This window comes from Picosynechococcus sp. NKBG15041c (assembly GCF_055380235.1).
The window spans coordinates 283,752-309,377 of record NZ_AP040363.1; the positions used below are offsets into that span (position 1 = coordinate 283,752).

24 protein-coding genes are annotated in these 25,626 nt (G+C 47.7%); 11 read left to right on the top strand and 13 right to left on the bottom strand.

Annotated elements, in window-relative coordinates:
* The first annotated feature begins 54 nt into the window (after positions 1–54).
* Both holA and ACZ45B_RS01385 read left to right on the top strand, forming a co-directional pair.
* A complete protein-coding gene (holA, locus tag ACZ45B_RS01380) occupies positions 55–1,035 on the top strand; it encodes a DNA polymerase III subunit delta (RefSeq protein WP_024546744.1) in 981 nt (326 codons plus the stop codon).
* Positions 1,036–1,153: 118 nt separating this feature from the next.
* Positions 1,154–1,636 carry a DUF4168 domain-containing protein gene (locus ACZ45B_RS01385; RefSeq protein ID WP_038027981.1) on the top strand — a complete coding sequence of 161 codons (483 nt, stop codon included), beginning with the start codon at positions 1,154–1,156 and terminating at the stop codon, positions 1,634–1,636.
* Between the two features lie 133 nt (positions 1,637–1,769).
* On the opposite strand, the gene ACZ45B_RS01390 is transcribed toward ACZ45B_RS01385, so the two are convergent.
* The 5 genes from ACZ45B_RS01390 to glyA all read right to left on the bottom strand — a co-directional run bounded on the left by ACZ45B_RS01390 (position 1,770) and on the right by glyA (position 6,093).
* On the bottom strand, positions 1,770–1,904 hold the full coding sequence (locus ACZ45B_RS01390) for a zinc ribbon domain-containing protein (RefSeq protein ID WP_148293446.1): 135 nt from the start codon (positions 1,902–1,904) through the stop codon (positions 1,770–1,772).
* Between the two features lie 242 nt (positions 1,905–2,146).
* On the bottom strand, positions 2,147–3,013 hold the full coding sequence (locus tag ACZ45B_RS01395) for a M48 family metallopeptidase (RefSeq protein WP_236612507.1): 867 nt from the start codon (positions 3,011–3,013) through the stop codon (positions 2,147–2,149).
* 134 nt (positions 3,014–3,147) lie between these two features.
* Complete coding sequence (locus ACZ45B_RS01400; protein ID WP_024546747.1) at positions 3,148–3,429, bottom strand: hypothetical protein; 282 nt, start codon at positions 3,427–3,429, stop codon at positions 3,148–3,150.
* Between the two features lie 221 nt (positions 3,430–3,650).
* Positions 3,651–4,697: an MraY family glycosyltransferase gene (locus ACZ45B_RS01405; RefSeq protein WP_024546748.1), complete on the bottom strand. Its 1,047-nt coding sequence runs from the start codon at positions 4,695–4,697 to the stop codon at positions 3,651–3,653.
* 112 nt (positions 4,698–4,809) lie between these two features.
* A complete protein-coding gene (glyA, locus tag ACZ45B_RS01410) occupies positions 4,810–6,093 on the bottom strand; it encodes a serine hydroxymethyltransferase (protein ID WP_024546749.1) in 1,284 nt (427 codons plus the stop codon).
* A gap of 237 nt (positions 6,094–6,330) precedes the next feature.
* Here glyA and ACZ45B_RS01415 point away from each other — a divergent pair, with 237 nt between their 5' ends.
* Positions 6,331–6,531: a hypothetical protein gene (locus ACZ45B_RS01415; RefSeq protein WP_024546750.1), complete on the top strand. Its 201-nt coding sequence runs from the start codon at positions 6,331–6,333 to the stop codon at positions 6,529–6,531.
* Between the two features lie 38 nt (positions 6,532–6,569).
* Here ACZ45B_RS01415 and ACZ45B_RS01420 read toward each other — a convergent pair whose 3' ends face one another.
* Together ACZ45B_RS01420 and ACZ45B_RS01425 are read right to left on the bottom strand one after the other, a co-directional pair.
* Positions 6,570–7,691: an LptF/LptG family permease gene (locus ACZ45B_RS01420; RefSeq protein WP_024546751.1), complete on the bottom strand. Its 1,122-nt coding sequence runs from the start codon at positions 7,689–7,691 to the stop codon at positions 6,570–6,572.
* A complete protein-coding gene (locus ACZ45B_RS01425) occupies positions 7,688–8,818 on the bottom strand; it encodes a tetratricopeptide repeat protein (protein ID WP_148293447.1) in 1,131 nt (376 codons plus the stop codon). Before ACZ45B_RS01425 ends, ACZ45B_RS01420 begins: the two co-directional genes overlap by 4 nt.
* A 69-nt stretch (positions 8,819–8,887) precedes the next feature.
* Between ACZ45B_RS01425 and ppk1 the strand changes: the two genes are divergently transcribed.
* Together ppk1 and clpB are read left to right on the top strand one after the other, a co-directional pair.
* Positions 8,888–11,041 carry a polyphosphate kinase 1 gene (gene ppk1, locus ACZ45B_RS01430; protein WP_024546753.1) on the top strand — a complete coding sequence of 718 codons (2,154 nt, stop codon included), beginning with the start codon at positions 8,888–8,890 and terminating at the stop codon, positions 11,039–11,041.
* Between the two features lie 199 nt (positions 11,042–11,240).
* A complete protein-coding gene (clpB, locus tag ACZ45B_RS01435) occupies positions 11,241–13,835 on the top strand; it encodes an ATP-dependent chaperone ClpB (RefSeq protein ID WP_024546754.1) in 2,595 nt (864 codons plus the stop codon).
* 119 nt (positions 13,836–13,954) lie between these two features.
* On the opposite strand, the gene ACZ45B_RS01440 is transcribed toward clpB, so the two are convergent.
* A complete protein-coding gene (locus ACZ45B_RS01440) occupies positions 13,955–15,391 on the bottom strand; it encodes a hypothetical protein (RefSeq protein WP_024546755.1) in 1,437 nt (478 codons plus the stop codon).
* Positions 15,392–15,753: 362 nt separating this feature from the next.
* Here ACZ45B_RS01440 and ACZ45B_RS01445 point away from each other — a divergent pair, with 362 nt between their 5' ends.
* A complete protein-coding gene (locus tag ACZ45B_RS01445; RefSeq protein WP_024546756.1) occupies positions 15,754–16,587 on the top strand; it encodes a DUF3598 family protein in 834 nt (277 codons plus the stop codon).
* Here the strand turns inward: ACZ45B_RS01445 and ACZ45B_RS01450 are convergent.
* Both ACZ45B_RS01450 and ACZ45B_RS01455 read right to left on the bottom strand, forming a co-directional pair.
* Positions 16,550–17,527 (bottom strand): CHAD domain-containing protein, encoded by a 978-nt coding sequence (locus ACZ45B_RS01450; RefSeq protein WP_024546757.1) that lies wholly within the window; start codon positions 17,525–17,527, stop codon positions 16,550–16,552. The genes ACZ45B_RS01445 and ACZ45B_RS01450 overlap by 38 nt on opposite strands.
* A gap of 105 nt (positions 17,528–17,632) precedes the next feature.
* A complete protein-coding gene (locus ACZ45B_RS01455) occupies positions 17,633–18,037 on the bottom strand; it encodes a DUF4332 domain-containing protein (RefSeq protein ID WP_024546758.1) in 405 nt (134 codons plus the stop codon).
* A 72-nt stretch (positions 18,038–18,109) separates the two neighbouring features.
* Here ACZ45B_RS01455 and def point away from each other — a divergent pair, with 72 nt between their 5' ends.
* The gene (def, locus tag ACZ45B_RS01460; protein ID WP_024546759.1) at positions 18,110–18,673 is read left to right on the top strand and encodes a peptide deformylase; all 564 of its coding nucleotides are present in this window, start codon (positions 18,110–18,112) and stop codon (positions 18,671–18,673) included.
* Between the two features lie 581 nt (positions 18,674–19,254).
* Positions 19,255–20,121: a ferredoxin:protochlorophyllide reductase (ATP-dependent) iron-sulfur ATP-binding protein gene (gene bchL / locus ACZ45B_RS01465; protein ID WP_397427698.1), complete on the top strand. Its 867-nt coding sequence runs from the start codon at positions 19,255–19,257 to the stop codon at positions 20,119–20,121.
* Positions 20,122–20,124: 3 nt separating this feature from the next.
* Here bchL and ACZ45B_RS01470 read toward each other — a convergent pair whose 3' ends face one another.
* A complete protein-coding gene (locus tag ACZ45B_RS01470; protein ID WP_158505996.1) occupies positions 20,125–20,298 on the bottom strand; it encodes a hypothetical protein in 174 nt (57 codons plus the stop codon).
* On the opposite strand from ACZ45B_RS01470, the gene ACZ45B_RS01475 reads away from it, so the two are divergent.
* The 3 genes from ACZ45B_RS01475 (at position 20,297) to corA (ending at position 23,435) form a co-directional block, all read left to right on the top strand.
* Entirely contained in the window at positions 20,297–20,650 is a 354-nt protein-coding gene (locus ACZ45B_RS01475) for a DUF5331 domain-containing protein (RefSeq protein ID WP_024546762.1), read from the top strand. The two genes, ACZ45B_RS01470 and ACZ45B_RS01475, sit on opposite strands and share 2 nt — an antisense overlap.
* Positions 20,651–20,774: 124 nt before the next feature.
* On the top strand, positions 20,775–22,187 hold the full coding sequence (locus ACZ45B_RS01480) for a ferredoxin:protochlorophyllide reductase (ATP-dependent) subunit N (RefSeq protein ID WP_024546763.1): 1,413 nt from the start codon (positions 20,775–20,777) through the stop codon (positions 22,185–22,187).
* A 96-nt stretch (positions 22,188–22,283) separates the two neighbouring features.
* Positions 22,284–23,435 (top strand): magnesium/cobalt transporter CorA, encoded by a 1,152-nt coding sequence (gene corA, locus ACZ45B_RS01485; RefSeq protein WP_464674900.1) that lies wholly within the window; start codon positions 22,284–22,286, stop codon positions 23,433–23,435.
* 131 nt (positions 23,436–23,566) lie between these two features.
* On the opposite strand, the gene ACZ45B_RS01490 is transcribed toward corA, so the two are convergent.
* Together ACZ45B_RS01490 and hemB are read right to left on the bottom strand one after the other, a co-directional pair.
* On the bottom strand, positions 23,567–24,229 hold the full coding sequence (locus ACZ45B_RS01490) for a DUF305 domain-containing protein (RefSeq protein WP_029681967.1): 663 nt from the start codon (positions 24,227–24,229) through the stop codon (positions 23,567–23,569).
* Between the two features lie 161 nt (positions 24,230–24,390).
* The gene (hemB, locus tag ACZ45B_RS01495; protein WP_024546766.1) at positions 24,391–25,374 is read right to left on the bottom strand and encodes a porphobilinogen synthase; all 984 of its coding nucleotides are present in this window, start codon (positions 25,372–25,374) and stop codon (positions 24,391–24,393) included.
* Positions 25,375–25,626 lie beyond the last annotated feature (252 nt).

Here is a 25,626-nt window from a genome sequence, read left to right on the forward strand (position 1 = left end):
GAGGGATGCTCTATTCACTTTACCTCGATTTGTTCGTGATTTTAATGGGTGGCCATGGCGGTGTATTTTTTCTGGGGTGAGGATGATTTTGCGATCGCCCAAGCAATCGATCAACTCAAGCAATCTATTCTCGACCCGGCTTGGCTCTCGTTTAATTTTCAAACCTACGATGGCAGCAAAGAGGAGAGTATTATCGCCGCCCTCAACGAAGTGATGACGCCACCTTTTGGCATGGGGGGCCGGCTGGTCTGGCTCAATGAAGCAAGCCTATGTCAGTCCTGTTCCGAAAGTCTTTTGCAAGAATTACAGCGCACTTTACCTGTTATTGCCGACAATGCTCACCTGTTGATTACCAGTCGCAAAAAACCCGATAAGCGCTTGAAATCGACAAAACTGATCCATGAACAGGCCAAGGTGCGGGAATTTTCGCCGATTCCCCCTTGGCAGACAGAAGCCCTCGCCGACCGAGTCAAGGCAACTGCGCGGGAATTGGGGGTAAACCTCGATCGCCAAGCGACAGAATTGTTGGGAGAAGCGGTGGGTAACGATACGCGGCGGCTCTGGAATGAATTGGAAAAACTAAAAATCTACCAAGGCGATCGCCCCCAGCCCTTAACCCAGTCAGAAATTCAAACCCTGGTGGTGGCCACCAATCAAAATAGCCTGCAACTTTGTGAAGCGATTCGGAAAGGTCAAGGGGGGGTTGCTCTGCAATTAGTTGGGGAATTGCTCGCCCAAAATGAACCCGCCCTCAAGATTACGGCCACGCTCATCGGTCAATTTCGCCTCTGGACGGTCATTACAGTCATGGAGGAAGCGGGAGAACGGGATGAAGGGGCGATCGCCAAACTCGCAGATCTCAAAAACCCGAAGCGTTTATTTTTTTTGAGAAAAGAAATTGCACGGCTACCGAGTCAAAAATTACTGAAAGCCTTGCCAATTTTACTGGAGCTCGAAGCGGGTTTAAAGCAGGGGGCGATCGCCGCCGAATTTCTCCCCACAAAAATTCTCCAACTCTGTGAACAATTTCATTAAATCTACAAATAAAAGACAAGAAAATTTCTTTTTTGGAACTTCCCCCCCTGAAATCAATTCTCTAATATTAAGTACATTCAAAAATTACTACCGCCGCTTTTATACCCTATCGGTCACTATGTTTTCACGCCGCCGTGTCCAAGATTATCTCCTCAGTAGCTGCTTTGCCTTTGGTTCCCTTGGGTTAGGATTAGTGCCTGAAGTTACTCTGAAACCTAGCCTCGTGAGTTGGGAGAATCAGGCGATCGCCCAATCACAGCCCAGTGCTGCAGATATTAACCGTTATGCCGAAGCTTACCTTGCCATTTACGGTAATAACAACATGGATAATCTGTTACTTGAAGTCGAAAGAATGATTGGCCGCAAGCCGGACTGGGAAATTCGCTGCGATCAGCCCCAAAGTATCAATCGCCTGAACCACCGGGCTGCCATTGGCAAAGTGCGTCGATATTGCAATGAAGTTTTGCCAAACCTTGTCGATGACATCATGCCCCGCCGGACTTTCAACAGCATTACAAACCAACTGTCAAATAATCCTGCCCTCCAAGAACGAGTGGAAGATGCAATGCTAAATATCCTTAGACAAAGACAGAGACGGTAAACTTTCCCGACGCCCATGGCCGAGGCACAGAGAGTGGGCTGCCGGCTCCCAAGGAAATGGCCATCAACAGACGGGTATCTTACCAGTGTCTTACGTTCTCTATCTAAACGATTCCTAACAGCCATACTTGTACTCAGTGAGGATAGTCAAAGTGTCCACAGGCCTCTGATTTTTTTATAAAATTGATTGCTGCATTGATGTCCCTGGTGTGGTGGGTATTACACCTTTGACAAATCCACAGCCACTTCATTCTTTCAATTAGTTCCATTAAGAAAACATAATCAACGCACGGATTCCTCAGTTATTCTCATGGGTGCCAGTGCCAGGCAGAATTTACCGCGCTCACTGTTAGTTAATTGTCTTTAAAAAATATCGGTGGCTTTTCCTGAGTTATCCCAAAGCTTTTTGATTGGCAGTTAGATATTCCCAATAAAAAAGGGGCGATCGCCCCTTTTTTATTTTCTTTAACTTTTGAACAATTACATTCAATTAATAGGATTAATAGATACCCTAGAGGGGCGTGACTCGACTCCGATAGCGCTGTTGATTTAATCCCTCTGTATAGAGAGTTCCCTGGGCATTACCTTGGTAGCCATTAACCCTGGTCTGCAAGCGGGCGATCCGGTCACTGGTAGCAGGGTGGGTACTCAAGAAACCCGGTGGACGTCTTCCACCACTGGCATCCATAAGTTTGCGCATAAATGAAACCATTGCCTCTGGGGCATATCCGGCCCGGGTCAACATATTAAAGCCGAGGTCATCTGCTTCCATCTCATCGCTACGACTGTTGGGATAATCGACAGCGATCGCCATTCCCAGTTGCACAATTTGACTACTGTCTAAACCTGCTGCAGTCAGGAGACCCTGGTTCCGCGCCTGGACTCTCATCTGGGCCAGAGAGTGTTTGGCGGCAATATGAGCAATTTCATGGCCAATCACACTAGCTAACTCTGCTTCGTTAGTTGCTGTTTTGATCAGACCTGTGTTGATGTAGTTATAGCCGCCCATGGTGGCAAAGGCATTAATGCTGTCATCTTCCACCACAAAAAAGCGATAGTTTAAGCTGGGTCGAGTGCTTTCGCGCGCGAGACGCTGGCCAATTTCATTAACATAACTGACGACCCGTTGGTTGTTGTAGAGTTTCACCCGGCCGGAGCGTATTAAATTATTGTGAATTTCTTGACCAAAACCTTGCTCCTGGGCGTCAGAGAGGTTCGAAAGTTGATAGCTTTGCACTCCCCAATTGATCACACCACGCAATAGATTTTCCAAAAATCCGGCGTGACTGACGGTTGGCGTCGCGAGATTGACGCTGATTGCAAGAATGCAGGCCATCAGGCCGTACACCCAGCGTTTTTTCTGACGAGACAACATCATGTTTGTATTCCTGTGGCTGTGGTTGACAAGGGAGGAGAGATTGGCTCGCAAACCCCAAGTTTACTGCTTGCGCACATCACCAATCTTATTTTTCCGTTGTTGCCTAAGACGACCATCCCCAGGACTTTTGTTCCTTAATGGGTGTTCTGATAATAGTAAAAATTAAAGGTTTCAAAAATTCCCCCCACAAAACCACAGGTGATCGCGATCACTAAGATTCCTTCCCAAATACGGCCATTGCCAAAGACTTTCAGGATATTGGCCAGACTTTCGGTAAGTAGTTCAATGGCAACACCAGAACAGAGGCTCACTGCCGTAGACAAGGTCAAAAGCAGTCCTAAAATAGCCATTGGTGCTAAGAAACTTAGGGCAATCGTAATCAGCAGTGAAGGGAAAAATCGAGGTGTTATTTTCATAAAAATTGTCATATCCTTGGTCGCAAGTGCTGGTTGTCCTGAGGATATAACCCATGGAACTGACTCTAGAGTAGCCAATTAAACTGAATGCAGAAAATAAAGGACATGATTCTTAAATCTTTATAAAATTTTGAGATGTGTGCTACTTTTCCCCGTGATTCTCAGGCCAGAAGGCGTTAAGCATAGTGGCTAATGTTGTCTTATGGCCATTGGTGGCATATCTAAATATCCCGCTGTCGCCACAGTTGCCAGCCCCACAAACCGACAACCACTGAAATAATCGCGGCATAGAGTGTCCCACTGGGTAGTCCAGAAATAGCGATCGCCAAGCTTCCCGCCCAGAGGGTAAGCCCATAAATAAATAAAACTGTTGCCCGGTGTGAAAATCCTGCTGCTAACAGACGATGGTGGAGATGGCGTTTATCGGGTTTAAAGGGCGAAGCACCACTACTAATGCGAGAAAAAACCACTGTCGTCATATCAATCAGGGGTACTGCCAAAATCACATAGGGTAAGAGTACGGCGGCAGCCGCCGTTGTTTTTACCAAACCAACAACCCCCATCGCTGCCAGGGTAAAGCCCATAAAATAGGAGCCGCCATCTCCCATGAAAATTTGGGCAGGGTTGAAGTTGTAGCGCAAAAAGCCCAGGGCTGACCCGGCCAAAGCTGCCGCAATAAAAGCCACCATTGGTTTATCGAGGTGGAGGGTCGTCACCAGCAAGACGGCCGAGGCAATGCCGGATACCCCCGCAGCTAAGCCATCAAGACCGTCAATCCAGTTGATGGCGTTGGCCATTCCGACTAGCCAAATAAGCGTAAAAGGTAGACTGAGCCAGCCGACGGAAAAGACTTCGCCAGTGAAGGGAATGGTGAGGAAGTCGATACGGACCCCCATCTGCCACACAAGCCCCGCTGCGGTAAATTGCATCAACAGCCGTGACAGAGCGCTAAGTTCGAATAAATCATCCCCAAAACCAATTGCAAAAAAGGCGATCGCCCCGACAATCACCCCTAAAATCGGTCCTTGCTCCCCTGGGTTAAAGGCTGGAAACCAGCCCATTTGCCAAGCTGTCCCCAGGGAGATCATCGTACCAGTGAAAATGGCCACTCCTCCCAATCGCACCATCGGTCGGTCATGGACTTTCCGTTCGTTGGGCTGGTCTACCCGGCCACTGCGTAGACCAATTGCTTTCACAATGGGGGTGCTAATCAGCACTACAGTGAGAGCGATTAGACTCGTAACTAGATACAGTAATTCTTTCGGCATATGGGAGTTGGCGACAGGCCGTCAAGATTGAAACAAAACCAGAATAAAAAAACTCAGGTTACCGTTTCCATTAAACCTGAGCTTTCTATACTTTTAACCAATCTTAGAAAATTTAGGCGATCGCCGCTACTGGAATACCTAAATGGGAATACAACGGGAACTGCTCGCACAGATCAGCCACACGACCGAGACAATCTTGTTTCACCGCTTCATCATCAGGGTTGAGCAGGCGATCTGCAATGATATTGGCGATTTCTGTGAAGTCTACTTCTTTAAGGCCACGGGTAGTCATCGCTGGGGAGCCGAGACGTATACCACTACCAATCCAAGGTTTTTCAGGGTCAAAAGGCACCGTATTTTTGTTCGCAGTGATGTTGATGCCGCTGATCAACTCATCTGCCCGCTTCCCGTTCATGCCGATGGAACGCATATCCACCAACATCAAGTGATTATCGGTGCCGTTAGAAACTAACTTAAAACCACGACTGACCAAAGTATTTGCCATCGCTTGGGCATTGGCAATCACCTGGGCAGAATAAGCCTTAAATTCCGGCTTAAGCGCTTCCCCAAAGGCGACAGCTTTCCCGGCAATCACATGTTCGAGGGGCCCGCCTTGGCTACCAGGAAAAACAGACTTGTCAAATTTTTTGCCCAGCTCTGCGTCCCGGGTCATGATCAGACCACCCCGGGGGCCCCGGAGAGTCTTGTGGGTGGTGGTGGTGACTACGTCGCAGTAGGGGATTGGGTTGGGATGATGGCCAGTGGCTACCAAACCTGCAATGTGGGCAATGTCTGCCATCAGATAAGCACCCACTTCATCGGCGATCGCCCGGAACTTGTCAAATTCGATAATCCGTGGGTAAGCGGAGTAACCACAGATGATGAGTTTCGGTTTCTCCCGCAGGGCAATTTCCCGGATTTCGTCGTAATCAAGGCGCTCTGTTTCTTTATTGACGCCATACTGAACCACCTCAAACCATTTTCCCGAGACATTTACCGGTGAACCATGGGTCAGATGCCCCCCATGGGACAGATCCATACCCATGATTTTGTCTCCCGGCTCTAAAAGGGTAAGGAAAACAGCGAAGTTTGCTTGGGCGCCAGAGTGGGGTTGAACGTTAGCATGGGCAGCCCCAAATAATTCTTTTACCCGGTCGATGGCCAATTGTTCAACTTGGTCAACAAATTCACAGCCACCGTAATAACGTTTGCTCGGAAGACCCTCTGCATATTTGTTCGTGAGCACAGAACCCTGGGCAGCCATTACTGCTGGAGACGTAAAATTCTCACTGGCAATTAGTTCGAGGTGTACCCGCTGGCGATTGAGCTCACTGGCAATCATGCCAGCGACAATACTATCGGTTTGGACTAAAAAATCAAGGTTAGTTTGGGTCACGGTGAGGTCTTCCTTTCGCAATCGCAAATAGTGGTAGATAAAAACTGAAAAATATCTCGCGCGAATGGGGCATTATACCATCGGCGCCGCTAAAATTTTAGCAAATATTCCATCAGGGACTGGGGCCAGCCTTCTCTGAGGGTTAAGCAGTGTAGCAGGTTTGACGAATTTAGGAGGCGATCGCCCTACAATATAAAGTTAAGCGGATGTGGGAAAACGCACTGGAGGAAAGATCAAATGTTGATGATCCTTACGGATGGACAAATTCTACCCACTGATCAGATTTGTCAAGGTTGTCTGATGGCCGATCAAAGGGGCACTCCCCGTGTGCGCCAGGGTAAGTTGTGTTGTGCTCACCTCATCCAAGGCAGCCCAGTGAAGGCGGCGACCACCTATGAGTGTCAAATGGGTTTTCGCCTTGCGGATATTGGCAACTAGACAATTGCGCTTGTTCTTTAGGCGCAACATCAGATCTTTTATTTCGCTGTTTGATAAACCAAACCCATGGCGATCGCCATTACGATGAGATTTGGCAACCAGGCCGCCAAAATTGGGTGAAGATAGCCCGCTACCCCCACAGAACTAATCATAAAAGCCATAAAGTAATAACCAAAGACCAAGCCAACACAAAGACCAAACCCTGTTGCTTTACTGGCGCTCTGGGGTCGCAAGCCAATGGCTGCACCGATCAAACCGATCGCCAAGCAGATAAACGGAAAGGAAATCTTCTCCTGAAAGCGCACTTTGAGTTTACGGAAGTTAGTTTCATCACGGTCAGGCTGCGCCGCCAATGTCGCGATGTAGCGTTGCAGTTCAGCAAGGCTCATATCTTCGTGCTTGGGTTCTTCCTGATTTAGATCTAATTCATTACTCAGTTGAATTTGGTGTTGATCGAAACGCAGAACATTGCGAGAAGAACCATCAGCATTGATGAGATAGATAATGCCATTTTGAAAATTCCACTGATTACGGGCCAGATCCCAGCCCGCCGCTTCAGCAGTGACAATCTGGTTTAGGCTGCCGTTGGAGCGATCAATGATGGTGAGATCTCTCATTTGTTTACCATCAAATTCGGCCGCATAGAATAGACGTTTTAAGACCTCATCTTCACCGTATTCGGGGTAAATGATTTTCTCGTCTCGAAATTCTCCCTGTTGTTGTTGGAGGGCTTGGTCGAGGATGAGGGTAGCTTGGGCATTGGCTCGGGGAATGACTTGATCTTTAAAAATAAAAGTCAGCGTCGTCACCAGAATACTAAAAAGGAGGGCTGGCAGAATCAGGCGATAAACGCTGATGCCCAGGCTGCGCAGGGCAACAATTTCACTGTCCCCCGACAGGCGACTATAGACAATTAAAGTGGCCAATAATACTGCCATCGGCAGGGCAAAACCGATAAATTCAGGCATTTTTAGGGCCATGACCTTAAGGGCCACATCGAACAAAAGTCGTGATTCTCGGACTTGGGCTAGGAGATCAAATAGGCTGCCAACGGCGACTCCCAAGGCCGAAAAAAGACCCAAACCGAAGATGAAAGCGAGGTTGAGTTCACCGACAATGTAGCGGTCTAGGATCGAAAATTTATTCAAAGACAATTTCATTGCAGCGATAGGGTGTCGATGGCTTCGGTAAAGTCGTTAATATTGTGGTTCAATTCTTCGGCGATCGCCAAACCATTTTGGAGAGCGATGAGGGCATCAGAGTTGCGGTCGGTCTGTTGGTAGAGGTCTGCGAGGGTACGGTAGGTTTCCATCATCCCAAAGCGGTTATAACTTGCATTTTGGACCGTCAGGAGTTGTTCATAGACTTGAGTTCCAGCGGTGTCTCTTCCCTGGGCTAAATATAGGTCTGCCAATTGTTTGAGGGCATTTTCGGCGGCTTCAAAATAGCGCATTTCCCAGGCGAGGGTAAAGGCATTTCGGCTAAAACTAATCGCTTGGGAATAGTCTTGGCGTGCTTGGTAATTGTGAGCCAACCGCTGGGAGGTACGAATCAACGGTAAAAAAGCTTGATCTTGGAGGTAAAAAGCAGCTAACTCCTGTTGGTGGGCGATCGCCTTTTCAAGTTGATCGCTCTGTTCGTACAGTGTGGCTAATTGTTCTTGGTCGGCGATCGTCAGGGCGTTAAGCGCGGCAATATCTTCTAATGCGGCGAGGGCATCGTCCGTTCTAAACCAATCCGTAGCCAGTTGGGCAATCAGTCGTAAAATTTCTGGTTTATAGGGATCCTCTAGGGTATCTAGGTGTTGACGGTAGAGGGCAATCGCCGGCTGGATTTCACGAATTTGCTCATAGGCAGTAGCGAGGGGAAGGAGGAGACGATAGTTTCCCGGAAAGTCCTGCCGTTCAATGGTGACAAGACGCTCGGTAATACTTTTGACCACGGTGGTTTCGTTGTCTTCCCAGGCGATCGCCCCAACCTTACCCAAGCTCTCGATCTCTGCCCGTCGATCGGGTAGAACCTGGCGCAGTCGCAGTTGACGAACTAAAAGGGTGATCGCCCGTTCTTTTTCCCCGGCGGCCCATAACGCAAAACCCTGTTCTTCTAAGGCGATCACTGCCTGTTCAAGTTGGGCGATTTGAGTTTCATTGAGAGGGCGATCGCCCTGCTGAATCGGCAGGAGTGGATCCCAAATTGGCCCCATCAAAGATGCCGCCGAAACCTTTCCCATGCCCAGCATTAAGCCGAGACTAAGAAAAAGCAAAAGTTTGCGATAACGATTAGTCATGGGGTTTACTCTTTTACAATGACAAGGAAAGCGCCCTGTCACTGTTTCGATTTTTTGCATAAAAAGTATATGTCCTCAGCGAAAACCGCTAGCAAGCTCAAAACCGACCTCGACAATCCACAATACTATTTTAATCGGGAACTCAGTTGGCTTGAGTTTAACCGTCGGGTTTTGAGCGAAGGCCTAGACGAACGCAATTTATTGCTGGAGCGTCTCAAATTTCTCGCTATTTTTAGTAGTAATCTCGACGAATTTTTTATGGTGCGGGTTGCGGGTCTGAAGCAGCAGGTTGAAGCCGGGGTCAGTAAATTATCCTTCGATGGATGCAATCCGGCCGAACAACTCCAAGCTATTTATGAAGGCCTGAAACCCCTCGTACAGTTGCAGGACCAGCATTTTCAACACCAACTCAAGCCCCTCCTTGCCCAGGAAGGTATTTACATCGTTGATTATCTCGATCTCAACCGCGAACAACGCAACTATCTCCATGACTTTTACCAAGAGCATATTTTTCCTGTTTTAACGCCCTTGGCAGTTGATCCGAGTCACCCATTTCCCCACATTTCCAATCTCAGCCTCAATCTCGCCGTCGTGATTAAAGAACCCGAAGATGACCGGCAGGAGCGGTTTGCCCGGGTCAAAGTCCCCGGAAATTTTGCTCGTTTTGTGACTTTGCCTGAGGAGCTCTGTTATTACCCAGATCAAGAAAAAGCAGTGTGGGTGGGTGTTCCCATTGAGCAGGTGATCGCCCACAATCTCGATACTCTTTTCCCGCAGATGAATATCCAGGAGTGCTATGCCTTCCGGGTGACGCGTAATGCTTCTTTGTCAGTGGAAGAAGATGAAGCGGATGATCTGATGTTGGCCATTGAAGAGCAGCTCCACAAACGGCGTTTTAGCGGTTCTGTGGTGCGTTTGGAAATTCATCACTCCATGCCAGCAGATGTGCGACAAATGCTCATCAAAGAACTAGAACTCCAAGAAATTGATGTGTACGAAGTAGAGGGGTTGATGGGTCTTGATTCGCTCTTCACCTTTCTGGGCCTGCCCCTCAAGCATCTCAAGGATAAACCCTGGTCACCGACCGTACCCGCTTGGCTCGATGGGACAAAAAGTAACCGCTCGACCGAAGACTTTGAGCCGGATTTTTTTGAGCTTATCCGCCAAGGCGATCGCCTCCTGCACCACCCTTACCATTCCTTTGCTTCAACGGTGCAGGCATTCATCACCCAAGCGGCCCACGATCCCGACGTGTTAGCGATCAAAATGACCCTCTATCGCACCTCCGGGGATTCCCCGATCATCCAAGCCCTAATCGCCGCTGCCCAAAATGGCAAGCAGGTGGCCGTGCTGGTAGAACTTAAGGCTCGCTTTGACGAAGAAAATAACATTAATTGGGCCCGTACCCTCGAGCAAAAAGGTGTCCATGTGGTCTATGGTTTAGCCGGCCTCAAAACCCACACCAAAATTGTCTTGGTAGTGCGCCAAGAGCAGAAGAAAATTCGTCGCTATATCCATGTTGGTACGGGTAATTACAATCCCAAAACAGCCAGGCTCTACACAGATCTTGGCCTGTTGAGCTGTCGTGAAGATTTAGCCGCTGACTTGACAGAACTGTTTAACTTTTTGACGGGATATTCCAGGCAAAATACCTATCGGAAGTTACTGGTCGCCCCCGTTACGCTCCGGCCCCGGATGGTGGCGATGATTGAGCGGGAAATTGCCCATGTAAAAAAAGGCGGCAGTGGCCGGATTGTCGCTAAGATGAATTCCCTAGTAGACCTTGAGATGATCCAAACGCTCTATCGAGCGTCCCAGGCCGGGGTAGAAATAGATCTCATTATTCGCGGAATTTGCTGTCTTCGTCCTGGCGTTGAGGGTCTCAGCGAGAATATTCGTGTCACTAGCATCATTGGCCGCTTCCTAGAGCATTCTCGCATCTATTATTTCCAAAATGGAGGGAGCGAAGAAATGTACATTGGTAGTGCTGACTGGATGACCCGTAACCTCAGTCGCCGGGTAGAAGCGGTAACCCCCGTTGAAGACCCAAAGCTTATTGGGGATCTCAATGAAATTTTGGGAATTATGCTGTCGGACAACCGTCTTGCTTGGCAACTACAGCCCGATGGTCGTTATCTCCAAAAGGAAAGTCATGCCGATGGACACAGTGATAACACCCATGACATTTTAATGCAGATGGCACTCCAGGAAAGTCTGGATTAGGTCTGGCGTTATGTCTTGACCGATGGAGGCGAAAATCAAAGCGATCGCCTTACTGAGCTAATGCTGGGGAACCGCAACCTTTTGAGACGGATTCCCCTACTGTCAAATAATGCAGACAAAAATACAATACGAAGTAAGTTCTAGGGTTTCTTTTTGGAGAAGCAATGGGGCTTTATTTTAATGATTATTGTTTTGTCCTATGCAACCCACTAACCCGAATCAATTTACCGAAAAGGCTTGGCAGGCGATCGCCCAAACCCCCGATGTCGCCAAGCAGAATCAACAGCAGCAAATCGAGTCTGAACACCTGATGCAGGCGCTATTAGAACAGGATGGTTTAGCAAAAAGTATTTTTACAAAAGCAGAAATTCCCCTAGGGAAACTCCGAGAAAATACGCTTGCTTTTATCACCCAGCAACCGAAGATCGCTCAACCCAGTGAATCAGTCTATCTCGGGCGTAGCTTAGATACCCTTTTAGACCGGGCTGAACAGCATCGAAAATCCTTTGGAGATGACTTTATTTCTGTTGAACATTTAATTCTTAGCTATGCCAAAGATGACCGTTTTGGCAAAAATCTCTACAAAGAATTTGACCTAACAGAAAATAAGCTCAAAACGATCATTACGCAAATTCGAGGCAACCAAAAGGTGAACGATCAAAATCCGGAAGGAAAATATGAATCCTTAGAAAAATATGGCCGCGATTTAACAGATTTAGCCCGCCATGGGAAACTTGATCCGGTAATTGGCCGGGATGATGAAATTCGCCGCACCATTCAAATTCTCTCCCGCCGGACAAAAAATAATCCAGTCTTGATCGGGGAACCAGGGGTCGGCAAAACCGCGATCGCCGAAGGATTGGCCCAAAGAATTATTAATCGGGATGTGCCCGAATCCCTAAAGGACCGGACCCTAATTGCCTTAGACATGGGGGCTTTGATTGCCGGGGCAAAATACCGGGGCGAATTTGAAGAACGTCTGAAAGCAGTACTCAAGGAAGTCACCGATTCTGAAGGGCAAATCATTCTCTTTATCGATGAAATCCACACTGTTGTTGGCGCTGGGGCAACCCAGGGGGCGATGGATGCCGGGAACTTACTCAAGCCAATGTTGGCCCGGGGCGAGCTGCGTTGTATTGGGGCGACCACCCTCGATGAATACCGTAAGTATATTGAAAAAGATGCGGCCCTCGAACGGCGTTTCCAGTCGGTGCTGGTGAATGAACCCAATGTGGTTGATACCATTTCAATCCTGCGTGGCCTCAAGGAACGCTATGAACTACACCACGGCGTGAAAATTGCCGATACAGCCCTGGTTGCCGCCGCAATGCTCTCAAACCGCTACATCACCGACCGTTTTTTGCCCGATAAGGCGATCGACCTGGTCGATGAAGCCGCCGCTAAGCTGAAGATGGAGATCACTTCCAAGCCGGAAGAACTCGATGAAATTGACCGAAAAATTCTCCAATTGGAAATGGAAAAACTCTCCATTCAAAAAGAAAAAGATGAAGCCTCTTTGGAACGGCTTGCCAAGCTAGAAAAAGAATTAGCTAACCTCAAAGAAGAACAATCTCAGCTCAATGCCCAATGGCAGTCTGAAAAAGAATTCATCGATAAAATTCGCTTCATCAAAGAGGAAATTGAGAAAACAAACCTAGAAATTCAGCAAGCAGAACGGGATTATGATCTCAATAAAGCAGCTGAATTACGTTATGGCAGACTAACAGAGCTCCAACAAAAAATCAAAGAAATTGAAGCTAACTTGGCGACCCAACAAATCACAGGAGAATCACTCCTACGGGAAGAAGTGATTGAATCAGATATCGCTGAAATTATCTCTAAATGGACGGGAATTCCGATCAGTAAGCTGATCGAGTCAGAAAAAGAAAAACTTCTTCACCTGGAAGCCGAACTCCACCGCCGGGTCGTTGGTCAAGACGAAGCCGTTACCGCTGTCGCCGAAGCAGTCCAGCGATCGCGCGCCGGACTGGCTGATCCCAACCGTCCCACCGCCAGTTTTATTTTCTTGGGGCCGACGGGGGTCGGAAAAACAGAACTTGCTAAAGCCCTGGCCCAATTTCTCTTTGATACCGAGGAAGCAATCGTTCGCATTGACATGTCAGAATACATGGAAAAACATGCAGTATCTCGGCTTTTAGGCGCACCGCCTGGATATGTGGGCTACGAAGAGGGAGGCCAGCTGACGGAAGCGATTCGTCGTCGCCCCTACTCAGTGATTCTTTTTGATGAGATCGAAAAAGCCCATGGCGACGTTTTTAATGTGATGCTGCAAATCTTGGATGATGGTCGCCTCACGGATTCCCAGGGACGAACGGTGGACTTTAAAAATACGGTAATCATCATGACCAGTAACATCGGTTCCCAATTTATCCTCGATCTTGCTGGGGACGACAGCCGCTATGAGGAAATGCGGGGTCGGGTGATGGAGGCGATGAATGTCAATTTCCGGCCAGAATTCCTAAACCGCATCGATGAACTCATTATTTTCCACGGCCTGCAAAAAGAGCAGCTGCGCTCTATTGTCCAACTCCAGATTAGACGCTTGGCAGAACGGCTTGCAGAACAAAAAATTAACATCCAATTCACCCCAGAAGCCTATGATTTCATTGCAGAGGTGGGTTACAACCCTGTTTATGGGGCTAGACCGCTAAAGCGGGCTGTTCAAAAATATGTGGAAACGGCGATCGCCAAAGGTATTCTGAAAGGCGAATTCAAAGGAGGGGAAACAATCAATGTCCAAGTTAAAGATGAACGACTGACATTTACCAAGTAAAGCCCTCTCCACCGAGCCATGAAAGAACGCGGCTTTTTACCCCCGAATTAAACGCCCAGAACCCTGTGTTAGTCACTCAGTGATCAGCACAGGGTTCTAGACATCACTAGGTCATAAACTTAAGGGGCCATCACATTGAGATTAATCAAACTCATGGCATTGCCTTCAGGATTAGACACAACAACTTGATTAGTCATCGGGATAAATTCAATCCCTTCTGGCTCGAATCCCGCTTCTTGATCTGCCCGAATTACTGCAGGATTAAGGATTACTGTGTCAAGTAGTTGAATATTGGCCGGGTCAGAAATGTCATGGATGGTCATGGCATCGGAACGCTCGATCGCCACAAATGCGAGGGTACGACCATCTACGACCCCAAGAGAAACAACCTCCGGCTCTGGCCCTTTGCTGTTGCAGCGCTGTGGCAATCCTAAGGCCGTGATGCTTTCTTCGATGGAGTCACCACTGTCTCCTAAAAATTCTCCTGTGACCGCATCAAAAACACTAATACTCCGAGTGCCGTGGGGGCTAATGGGGATGCCTTCGTAGGACTGATTGTTGACATGGGTCAAATTGTCTTCGTCAGCGGTAACAAAGTAACGTCCGTCCATCGTCAAAGCCAAGCCATCAGGCTCACGGGCAGAGGTGAATTCTTGTCTGAGGGACAGATCATAGCTGCCAGAACGACAGCTTCCTTCCCCAGCTTTATCCTTGACCAGACCGAAACCTGTGCGGATGCCAACATCAAAGTTTTTCACTGAAAATGCATCGGCGGTTAGGCGACTGGGCAAGGGAGAAGGAATCTCAAGACGTGCGACGGCATTGTTTTCTTGCAGTGTGGCAAGGACAAAAGTGCTGTCTGCTGCAATACGAACCGTTTCGGGTTGTGGGTCGTGGGGAAAAAAGGGAAGATTGTCAGGGGGAATGGGCACTTCGACTTGGGTCATGCGAGTCGGCCCATTCCGTAAGTCAATGATCGAAATAGTGCCGGGACGATTATCAAGGTTGGTCAAATCTTCTTCGTTTTCTTCGTCTTCATTGGCGACTGCTGCAAATTGACCATTGGGGGCGATCGCCACCGAGTCTGGCCCACGGCCCACGGTCACTTGGCCAATTGGTTCAAGGCTCGGGAGGGCAATGGCGACGACCTTGCCGGGAACCTCGTCAAATGTAGCGACATTGGCCTCATCTGAATCTTTAACGCCTAAAAGTGCAAAAGTACCATCTGGGCTGATTGCTACCCCAGTCAATTCGGCCTCTGTTGAACCTGCGGGAAAAAACTCATCGGTCAAAGTCCAGGTTCCTTGGACGCTTAGGGTATCGTCTTCAATGGCGACTAGAGTGGCCGTATCGCTACCAACTACGAGGGCATGGCGACCATCTTTAGCAACAGCCAACATTTCTGCTCCGGCCAGATCTGTGAGTGTGAAGACGACTTCCCCTTTGATAGTCGCATTTTGGGCGATCGCCTGGGGCACTACTGCGCTAAACGGCAGATAGGCAAGGGCAGATAACAAAGCCAGCTTAAGGCCAGCTTGGAGCTTGGGCTTCACCATTGATGCCGATGCGCTTTTTACACCACGATTCAGATTCATTACTTAATATCTATTTGAGCTAAAACCACAGCCCCAACCATACAATGTAGCTAGAGTTTCTCGAGTTAAAAAAAGGCTAAGCAAAGTTTAATTTCAGATTTTTTAAGGGTTATTTTTTGATGATTTCATCACTACTTTGCAGCGAAATCAATTTTTTCCTGGAATAAAACCAAAGCAATTGACACAATAAAATTAAAGCGATGTCATATAATGGATACTCTATCTAACGGCAACTTTATTGAAAGATTGGCGATGTAGTTGCTTTCTCTTTTCTTTCTCCGGCACAATAGGAGACCGTGTAGTTTCGTCAGGATAGAGAAACAATGGCCAGCCAGTGGGAAAATTTTCTGAAAAATCTAGGGAACTGGCGCGGTTCCTTTGCGGGGGTGACCCTAGAGGGGGAGATCATGACCGAAGTCCCCTCTATCTTGACCCTCTCGTTGGTCAATGGCGATCGCGATAAAGTGCTGTTTACCCTGCGACGTTTTGAAAACGGCGGCTACGATAGTGAGCCGACCAGCAATATGTCCCAAGAATTTACGGGACTGGGACGGCACACAATGTTTTTTGATACGGGCTCTTTTTCCAAGGGCTCCATGTGCCTCTCGTCCATTTCGTCGTTTATTGCGGAATATGGATTCATCAAAGGCGATCGCCGCATGCGCATGGTGCAAATGTACGGTGATGCTTTTACTTTTAATAAATTGGTTTTTATTCGCGAATTTCGTGAAGGGAGCAATGCCCAAGAGCGTCCTTCATTAACGGTTGAGCAACTTTTGGGCACTTGGGAGGCAGAATATTACGTTTACACCCCCGACCTCGATCCCCCCAAGGTTCACCAGAGCCGCCTGACCTTGAACAAAGATGGAGATTATCTCCAGCAAACCCTAGAACTAGAACATCAAACCATTACCTCTAAGGGGCAAATCCAAGGCAAGACGATTCACTTTACAGAAGGCAGTGCGCCCCGTAATTTGGTGCTCCTACCCGATGGCGCTTCGATCAATGTGCCGCCCCAACTGGCCCAACGACAGGCTTTTTTTGTGGAAGCGGGCTGGTTGGTGAACGACAATGAACGGCAACGAATCATGCGCAATTACAACGACCGGGGCGAGTGGATTAGTTCGACATTGATTTTTGAGCGGCGAGTGGCATAGATTTCGGTTGACAAAGGGTCTGGTGGAGCTGGTAGCGATATTGAGGCTGTAAAAATTGGTGCTGGAGTTTTGTCCAATGATGCCAAGTTTCGTGGCGATTATCATGGAAAATTTGACAGAGGGTCGGCAGTTCCTGGTGGAACATTTTTCCGAGGGCTTTTTCGAGGAATGCTTGGAGTACGGCATCGTCTTGGAGCAGGCCGATTAGAGTCTGGGCTTTTTTGATTTTTTGGAGTGCCTCGCCATACTCAGAGCCATAAAAAGGGGTAAAAATTTCCATGGTGTAGCGCGATCGCTTGGCTGCTTTACGGAGATCGTGGATGACCGGGCTTTGGGTTGCAAACAGTTCATCTAGGTGCTTTCTGGGGAGTTTCTTCGAGCTGTAGCCGATCCACCAGCCGGGATGGAGCAGTAGTGCACTCAGTTGGGGCAAAAGTAAGTCTGGCAAAATAAGGTGAATCTCAACCGAGGCGATCGCCTGATATTGAGGTTGCTCAAGCCAGTGACGACAGGTATTTTTAAATTGGCCATAGATTTCAGACGCAAGGAATTGTCGGACTTTTTCGAGTTGCTTTTCCCGTTGCTTCGTCAATTTTTTCAGGGCTAGCCCTAGGTAATCCACTTCAATAGCCGGTAGTTGGGGTAAATATCGCGCCGCCAGGGTCATCCCCATCACGTCTAAATCCCGCAATTGCCCTAAAATGCGGCCATAGCGACCGACCTGTTGCGGGGCGATCGCCCTGGGTACCATGAGAGCTGGCGCTAACCCCAACAACACACTGCGTAACCGCCGCATTCCCACCCGCATTTGGTGTAGTTCTTCCGGGTCACGGTCCGCCAAAACGCCCGCTTCATGGCTGAGGATCGCCTGATAATGTTTGGCGATCGCCTGGTGTGCCCAATCGCCAAATGTGTGTACCTGGGGCAGAGGAACAACCATAATTTATCGACTCATCAACATCACTCTTTCGATCTTAAAAGCCACTATTTTAAATACTGATTAAGGACACACAGAGCTTAACGATTGTTTGTGATTCAAAATCCGTTAAAGAAACTGACGTGCCTCAGCCACCCATTGCTTGACCAAGCCCAAAGAAGGCGCCAAGTCTTTCTGCTGTAAATGGGCCACCTGTAACTTCACAATATTGCGGTGGAGCCGCGAAAAAGGCGTTTGTGCGAGTTGATTTACCGAAGCCACGCCGCTGTGCAAGACTAAGCCACAATAGTCAGTCCCCACGCTGGGTAATCGCGCCAAATCTGCCAGGGCAACCCATTTTTTGAGATAATTGGGGTGCAACTTGAGACGGCTTTCAAGGTTATATCTGTCTTGGGGCGATCGCGTCGCGAGCAGCAGTTGGTGGGTAGTTTGAATCCCTTGATCCTTTAATAGAGCCTGTTGTTCTGCACTAATGCCAGGCAAGGCTGCAATCTGCCAATTACAGGAAGCCATAGGAATCCTTGATACAATGGATGCACATGGTATCAAGAAAAATTGTCGTTCTTCCAAAACGTTAAAAAATTTATGACTGCTGGCCTATCTGTCCCAAAAGAAAAACTCGATAATCCCCCCCTCGATCTCCACTACCTCGGGGATAAAGTCCTCCGTCAAAAAGCCAAACGTATCACTAGGGTAGATGACGAGACCCGCGCCCTGGCCAAAGAAATGCTACAAACCATGTACAGCGCCCATGGTATTGGTCTCGCTGCCCCCCAGGTGGGCGTCAATAAACGTTTGATCGTCGTGGATACAGATCCTGATAACCCTGAAAATGAACCGATTGTTTTGGTTAACCCTGAAATCAGAAAATTCGGGAAACAGTTCTGTGCTTTTGAAGAAGGTTGTCTAAGTATTCCTGGTGTCCACTTAGACGTTATGCGTCCTGACGAAATTGAAGTTCACTATCGTGATGAACAGGGTAAACCCAAGCGAATGAAAGCTTCGGGTCTGTTGTCTCGGGTAATCCAACATGAGATTGACCACCTCGACGGGGTGATGTTTGTTGACCGGGTAGAAAACGAAATTGCCCTCAGTAGCCAGCTCAAAGAGCAAGGTTTTGCACTAAAGTCAGTGCAACGCATCGCCTAGGTCTTTTTGCGCTGGTAGGTTTTTGGGAAATGATCGCCCCAGTCGACCCACAATTTTTAAATTTCCCCCATAGACGATCCCTCAACGTGGTGATCGTCTTTTTTTGTTCTGGGGCTAGAAGTATTGCATTTTGTATCGTTTGCCAAAAAATTTACGTTTCGTTAGCAAATCTTCGGTTGACTCCTCAAATAGGGTTCGGGCCCGGCTTGGTCAGAAGGTTTTTGGCTGATGTGGAGGAGATCGCTTTTCGTCTTTAGGCCGTTCCAGCAGAACCTTTAGGGGAATTGCACCATTGAAAGTAAGGCGATCGCCTTTTGATTTATTAGGCCGTATTTATACTCAGCAACACTGTGGGCCGTCTTTTTGCTTATTGTTTTTATTTTTATAAATAAACAACCTAAATTTAGATTTAAAAGTTTTTTAAAAGATTTTCAGATAAATTTTAGTTTTATCAGCTCTTTAAGTAATTTTCATCAGTATCAAAGGATTTTAGAGCCCAAAACCCAAGACCCACACCTTTCAATTCCCCCAGAGATTACCAATAATGCAGCTAACGGCATTTTTTAGGAGCCCTTGATCCCATGACGATGACCCTCGCGGTATATGGCAAAGGTGGCATTGGTAAATCCACCACCAGCTGCAACATTTCCGTCGCCCTCGCCAAACGGGGCAAAAAAGTTCTTCAAATTGGCTGCGACCCGAAGCATGACAGCACCTTCACCCTGACTGGGTTTCTCATCCCTACAATCATCGATACCCTCCAGGAAAAAGATTTTCACTACGAAGATATTTGGCCCGAAGACGTAATCTATAAAGGCTATGGCGGTGTTGATTGCGTTGAAGCAGGTGGCCCCCCAGCCGGGGCGGGCTGTGGCGGCTATGTAGTCGGTGAAACGGTCAAACTCCTCAAAGAATTAAATGCCTTCGATGAATATGATGTGATTTTGTTCGATGTGCTGGGGGATGTGGTCTGTGGCGGTTTTGCGGCGCCATTAAACTACGCTGACTATTGCTTAATCGTGACGGACAACGGCTTTGATGCGCTGTTTGCAGCCAATCGGATTGCTGCTTCCGTGAGAGAAAAAGCGCGGACACACCCCCTCCGTCTGGCGGGTTTAATTGGTAATCGCACCTCAAAGCGGGATCTCATTGAAAAATATGTGAGCCATGTGGCGATGCCGATCTTGGAGGTATTGCCCCTGATCGAAGATATTCGCGTGTCTCGGGTGAAGGGAAAAACCCTGTTTGAGATGGCAGAAAAAGACCCGATGCTAGATTACGTCTGTGATTTTTATCTCAATATCGCCGATCAAGTCCTGGCTGCACCGGAGGGAGTTGTACCCAGTGAAGCCTCAGACCGGGAACTGTTTAGCTTGCTCTCGGATTATTACCTCAATCCTCCCGCCGAAAAAGTAGCGGCGGATGAGCTGGATTTGATGATGGTCTGAGCCCTAGGGTGTTGAGCTCGGAAAAGCTGTTTTAAAAATCACTGCTTTTTCTGGGGGGCTTGGGTTAAATTTTGATTCAGAATCGGGGCGATCGCCAAAATCGGCACAATGATCAAAAAGGCGATCGCCCAATCCCAACAAACCTTTGCAGTTGATTTTACGAGGAGTAAATCCCATGAGCTTTTTCGAGCAGATTAAACCCAGTGTCAAAACCAAATGGTTAGACTACTTTGAAAATAACCAAGACTGGCTAAAAATCCTGATGGACCGCGGTGAATATGTCGCCACACCCGATGGTGGCCGTCGCCCCCAAGGATCAGTCATCCTCGGTGCCGTTAGTGCCAAAGAACCCCGCCTTGCCGAAAGCCTTTATCTGTTCTCACTAGTAGAAGCAAATTTTGACACGATTATCGATGTGCTCGGGCTGAATTTCGATCCGCTGATGGAACTCAAAAACCTGGAGGGTAAAGACGGGAATACAAAACCCCTCATCACTCCTCCGAGCAAAATGGCGTTACCAACGGAATAACTTTCTAGAGCCCCTTGCCCTTCATGCATGTGGGGGGCAACCCAGAGTAACAATCGTGCTTCTCCATGACGACTACTAGACATTCACAAAATTTTTCTAAAAATATTCTGTAGGAAGCTTGATTATGACGGTTACTCAAGAAACCCCAAACTTAACTTTTGATTGCGAAACTGGCAATTACCATACCTTCTGTCCCATTAGCTGTGTTGCTTGGCTTTACCAAAAAATTGAAGACAGTTTCTTCCTAGTTATCGGCACAAAAACCTGCGGCTACTTTCTCCAAAATGCCATGGGAGTGATGATCTTCGCCGAACCCCGCTACGCCATGGCGGAACTAGAAGAAGGAGATATCGCCGCCCAACTCAATGATTACGACGAACTCAAGCGCCTCTGTCTGCAAATTAAACGCGATCGCAACCCCAGCGTGATTGTATTTATCGGCACCTGCACCACCGAGATTATTAAAATGGATCTCGAAGGTTTTTCCCCCAGACTCGAAGCCGAAATCGGCATCCCCATCGTCGTCGCCCGGGCCAATGGTCTTGACTATGCCTTTACCCAAGGAGAAGACACTGTCCTCGCAGCCATGGCCAATCGCTGCCCCAGTAAAGCATCTGCCCCCGAAAAAGTCGAAGATCCGGCAACAGCGACCCGCTTCCAAAAACTATTTAACCTCGGCCCGAAGAAAAAAGACGAAGAAGCGCTGACCCAAACTGAATTTAAGGACCACCATCCCTTAATCCTCTTTGGTTCCTTGCCCGATCCTGTGGCCGCAAACCTGGAATATGAATTGAAAAAACAAGGGGTCAAGGTTTCCGGGTGGCTCCCCACAAAGCTCTACACTGAATTACCTGTCATTGAAGAAGGCTACTACGTCGCTGGCGTCAATCCTTTCCTTAGTCGTACTGCCACCACCCTCATGCGTCGCCGTAAGTGTAAGCTCATCGGTGCTCCCTTTCCTATCGGCCCCGATGGAACAAGGGCTTGGGTTGAGAAAATTTGCTCAGTTCTAGGCATCGAGCCCCAGGGATTAGCAGAACGAGAAGCCCAAATTTGGGAGAGCTTAGAAGATTATTTACAGTTAATTCGCGGTAAATCAGTCTTTTTCATGGGTGATAATTTACTTGAAGTTTCCCTTGCTCGTTTCCTTATCCGTTGTGGTATGACCGTAGATGAAATTGGCATTCCCTACATGGACAAACGCTACCAAAAAGCAGAGCTAGATTTCCTTGCCCGTACCTGCCAAGAGATGGGCGCCCCCCTACCGAGAATTGTTGAAAAGCCAGACAATTACAACCAAATTCAGCGGATTAACGATCTCAAACCGGATTTAGTGATTACAGGCATGGCCCACGCGAACCCCTTAGAAGCGCGGGGGATTAACACCAAATGGTCAGTAGAATTTACCTTTGCGCAAATCCATGGCTTTACCAATGCCCGAGATATTCTGGAGCTGGTAACCCGCCCCCTCCGCCGTAACGATAGCTTGAAAGATTTGGGCTGGGATAAATTGATTAAAGAAAAAGCGTTAGTCTAAGTCAATTTTCACAATAGGATAAAAGCGGAATCATGTAAATTATGGTTCCGTTTTTTGTATTTTAGTTTAAAACAAAATCACCTATTTTTTAAACATATGTCTAATAATCCTTTTTCAAAATATCGTTTTTCAAACAAAAAAAATATCAACTCTGATGAATTATTTAATTATGCTTACCATTCTCCAGGGAGCATGCCAGGGACTTTGCGCATCGAGCCAAATGCAGCTCAACCTCGTATTTCTCTGATTGATTATAATGAAAAAAACTGGTTTAGAGTTGATAATCTCTCCCCAGAAGAATGTTCTACTTATTTGAATACAGAGTCTGTTTCTTGGATTGACGTGGGCGGTATTGGAGATTCTAAGGTTTATCAGAAACTCGGTGATCTTTTTCAGTTACATCCATTGATTTTAGAAGATATCGTCAATGTCCCCCAGCGCCCGAAAATAGAGGAACATGATAATCAATTATTGATTATTTCTCAAATGGTGGTTTCAAAACCAAATAATGCTGGGTTTTGGTTAGAGCAAGTTAGCTTTATTCTATCCCGTTATTATCTTTTGACAGTACAGGAAGAGCCGGAAGAGGATTGTTTTGAAAGAATTCGCGATCGCCTGAAATTAAACAAAGGTTCGATTCGAAAACAGGGGGCTGATTTTTTAGCTTATGCCCTTTGGGATGCAATTATTGATGGCTTCTTTCCGGTACTAGAAATTCTCGGTGATCGCATTGAAGCATTAGAAGATGAAGTGGTGATTAATCCGACCCCCCAGACCCTTTCTGAAATCCATCAAATTAAGCGAGAATTATTAGCGTTACGGCGCGCCATTTGGCCCCAGAGAGATGCCCTAAATACTTTAATTCGGGATGGCAGCCCTTTAATCAATAACGAAGTTTCCCGTTATTTCCGAGATTGCTATGACCATACAATCACAATTATTGATGTGATTGAAACCTACCGAGAATTAGCATCGGGTTTAATGGATGTTTATCTATCAGCGGTGAGCAATAAAATGAATGAAGTGATGCAGTTACTAACGGTTATTTCTACTATTTTTATTCCCTTGACATTTATCGCGGGGATCTATGGCATGAATTTCAATACCGAAAAATCTCGGTGGAATATGCCAGAGCTCAATTGGTCTTTTGGCTATGCTTTCTGTTTGGGCATTATGGGGGCGATCGCCATCGTCCTATTGTTTTTCTTTTGGCGCAAAGGTTGGTTGAAAATTAGACAATTAGATTAACCTTTGAGTCTTAGTCATTAACATTTGGGTTATTGCAGAAGCCAATCAATAGGAAACGTATTTTTTTTCACAAAATGGCGATCGCCACCGGGCCTTATGGGAACCACCAACAGTGATCCCGATCAGCTTTTTTAGCTGTTACCACCGTACCAATTGGCTTGCCATTGGCGCATCAGGTCGATCTCCTCCTGTTGGGTCGCGATAATTTCTTCAGCGAGGGCCAACAATTCTGGGCGATCGCCCCGCTCTAGCACTTGCTGGGCCATATCCACCGCGCCTTCATGGTGAAGAATCATCGCTTCTATAAACCGGAGATCAAACTCCGCATCAGCAGCCCCGAGATCGAGATCCATCCTCATGGCGGCGGCCATTTCTGGGGTCATGGGCATCATATGGTTAGCTTCGGCATGGTACATCATCGGTGTTTCGGCCACCGCCGGATACCAAGCTTGGCGCCATTCCTGCATTTGGGCAATTTCTGTTTCTTGGGCCGCGATGATCTCCTGGGCGAGATTCTGTACTTCTGGTCGACTGGAATTATTTAGGGCCGATTCCGCCATGGCGATCGCCCCTTGATGGTGCAGAATCATCCCATCGATAAAGCGCAAATCGAAGAATTCATCCCCTGGTCCTAAATCCATTGCCGCCATATCATGGTGCTGTATCGCGTCCTGCTCCATGGAGACTTCTCCAGGTTCTACTCCATTGCCGACGGGATTACGATTACAGGCAACGAAGCCAAACGAGACAATCCCCAACAGGAGCATTGAAAAAACTTGAGTTTGATAACGCATAGATTTTAGATTCTGTTCAAGGTTTTTGGCCCTTGGCTAAGATAGCAAATCAAAACTGTAACCTGCCGGAAAATACCCCTGGGAAGACGCCAATTCTCTCCGGATCTTCCCAGATTCCCCACATTTGAACAGGTCAATCGTAACTGCGTTTTTGTGTTTTTTTATTCTGCCAACCAACGGACAGCGTCTTTGGCATGGTAAGTAAGGATCAGATCTGCCCCAGCTCGTTTAAAGCTCGTGAGGGTTTCGAGGACGACTTTTTTCTCGTCAATCCAATCATTTAAGGCTGCGGCTTTAACCATGGAATATTCCCCAGACACGTTGTAGGCGGCGACGGGTAGATTGGTCATTTCCTTGACCCGCCAAATGATATCCATGTAGGCGAGGGCCGGTTTGACCATGACAAAATCTACCCCTTCGAGAATATCTAACTCTACTTCCTTGAGGGCTTCGCGACCATTACCCGGATCCATTTGGTAGGTGCGGCGATCGCCAAATTGGGGGGCAGATTCGGCCACATCTCGGAAGGGGCCATAGTAAGCCGAGGCATATTTTGCGGAATAGCCCATGATCGGAATATTCGTAAAACCAGCTTCATCTAAACCTTCACGAATCGCGGCGACAAAACCATCCATCATCCCCGAAGGCGCAATAATATCCGCGCCAGCTTTGGCCTGGGACACAGCGGTTTTTTTAAGCAGTTCGAGGGTGGGATCGTTTAATACTCGTCCGGTTAAATCCCCCGTTTGCAGGTAACCGCAGTGACCGTGGGGCGTATATTCGCACAGACAAGTATCGTTAATGACGGTCATTTCGGGGATCGCTTCTTTGATCGCCGTGGTTGCCTTTTGGACAATGCCGCAGTCATGCCAGGCCCCGGTTGCATCGTTATCTTTTTCGGGGGGAATGCCAAACAGGATCACCGCCGGAATGCCCAGTTCCCAAACTTCCTTGGCCTCGGTGACGATCTTATCGATGGAGAGTTGATACACGCCGGGCATCGACTTTACTTCGTTGGCGATCGCCTCTCCGGGCACTGCAAAGAGGGGATAGATCAAATCATTGGCAGTAAAGGTATTTTCCCGCACCATGCGGCGAAGCGACTCACTTTGGCGAAGGCGACGGGGGCGGCTAGAAGGGAACATAGTTGGCAAAAATAAAATCCAGATGAGAAATTGCTTCTGAATAGTTTAGGCGATCGCCCCCATCCCTTTACTGAAACGTAACAGTCCTCAATGATTAAGCAAGTTTTGGCCAATTCTAGGAAGTGTTTGCCCACTCCTGCATGGCCTGATCTCCCAAAGGGCGATTTTCTTCAATTAATTAAGGCCATCATTTTTGTCACTGAAATTTGCAGCAGGGCTAAACTTATTTCAGAAACACGATATTTGCCTTAG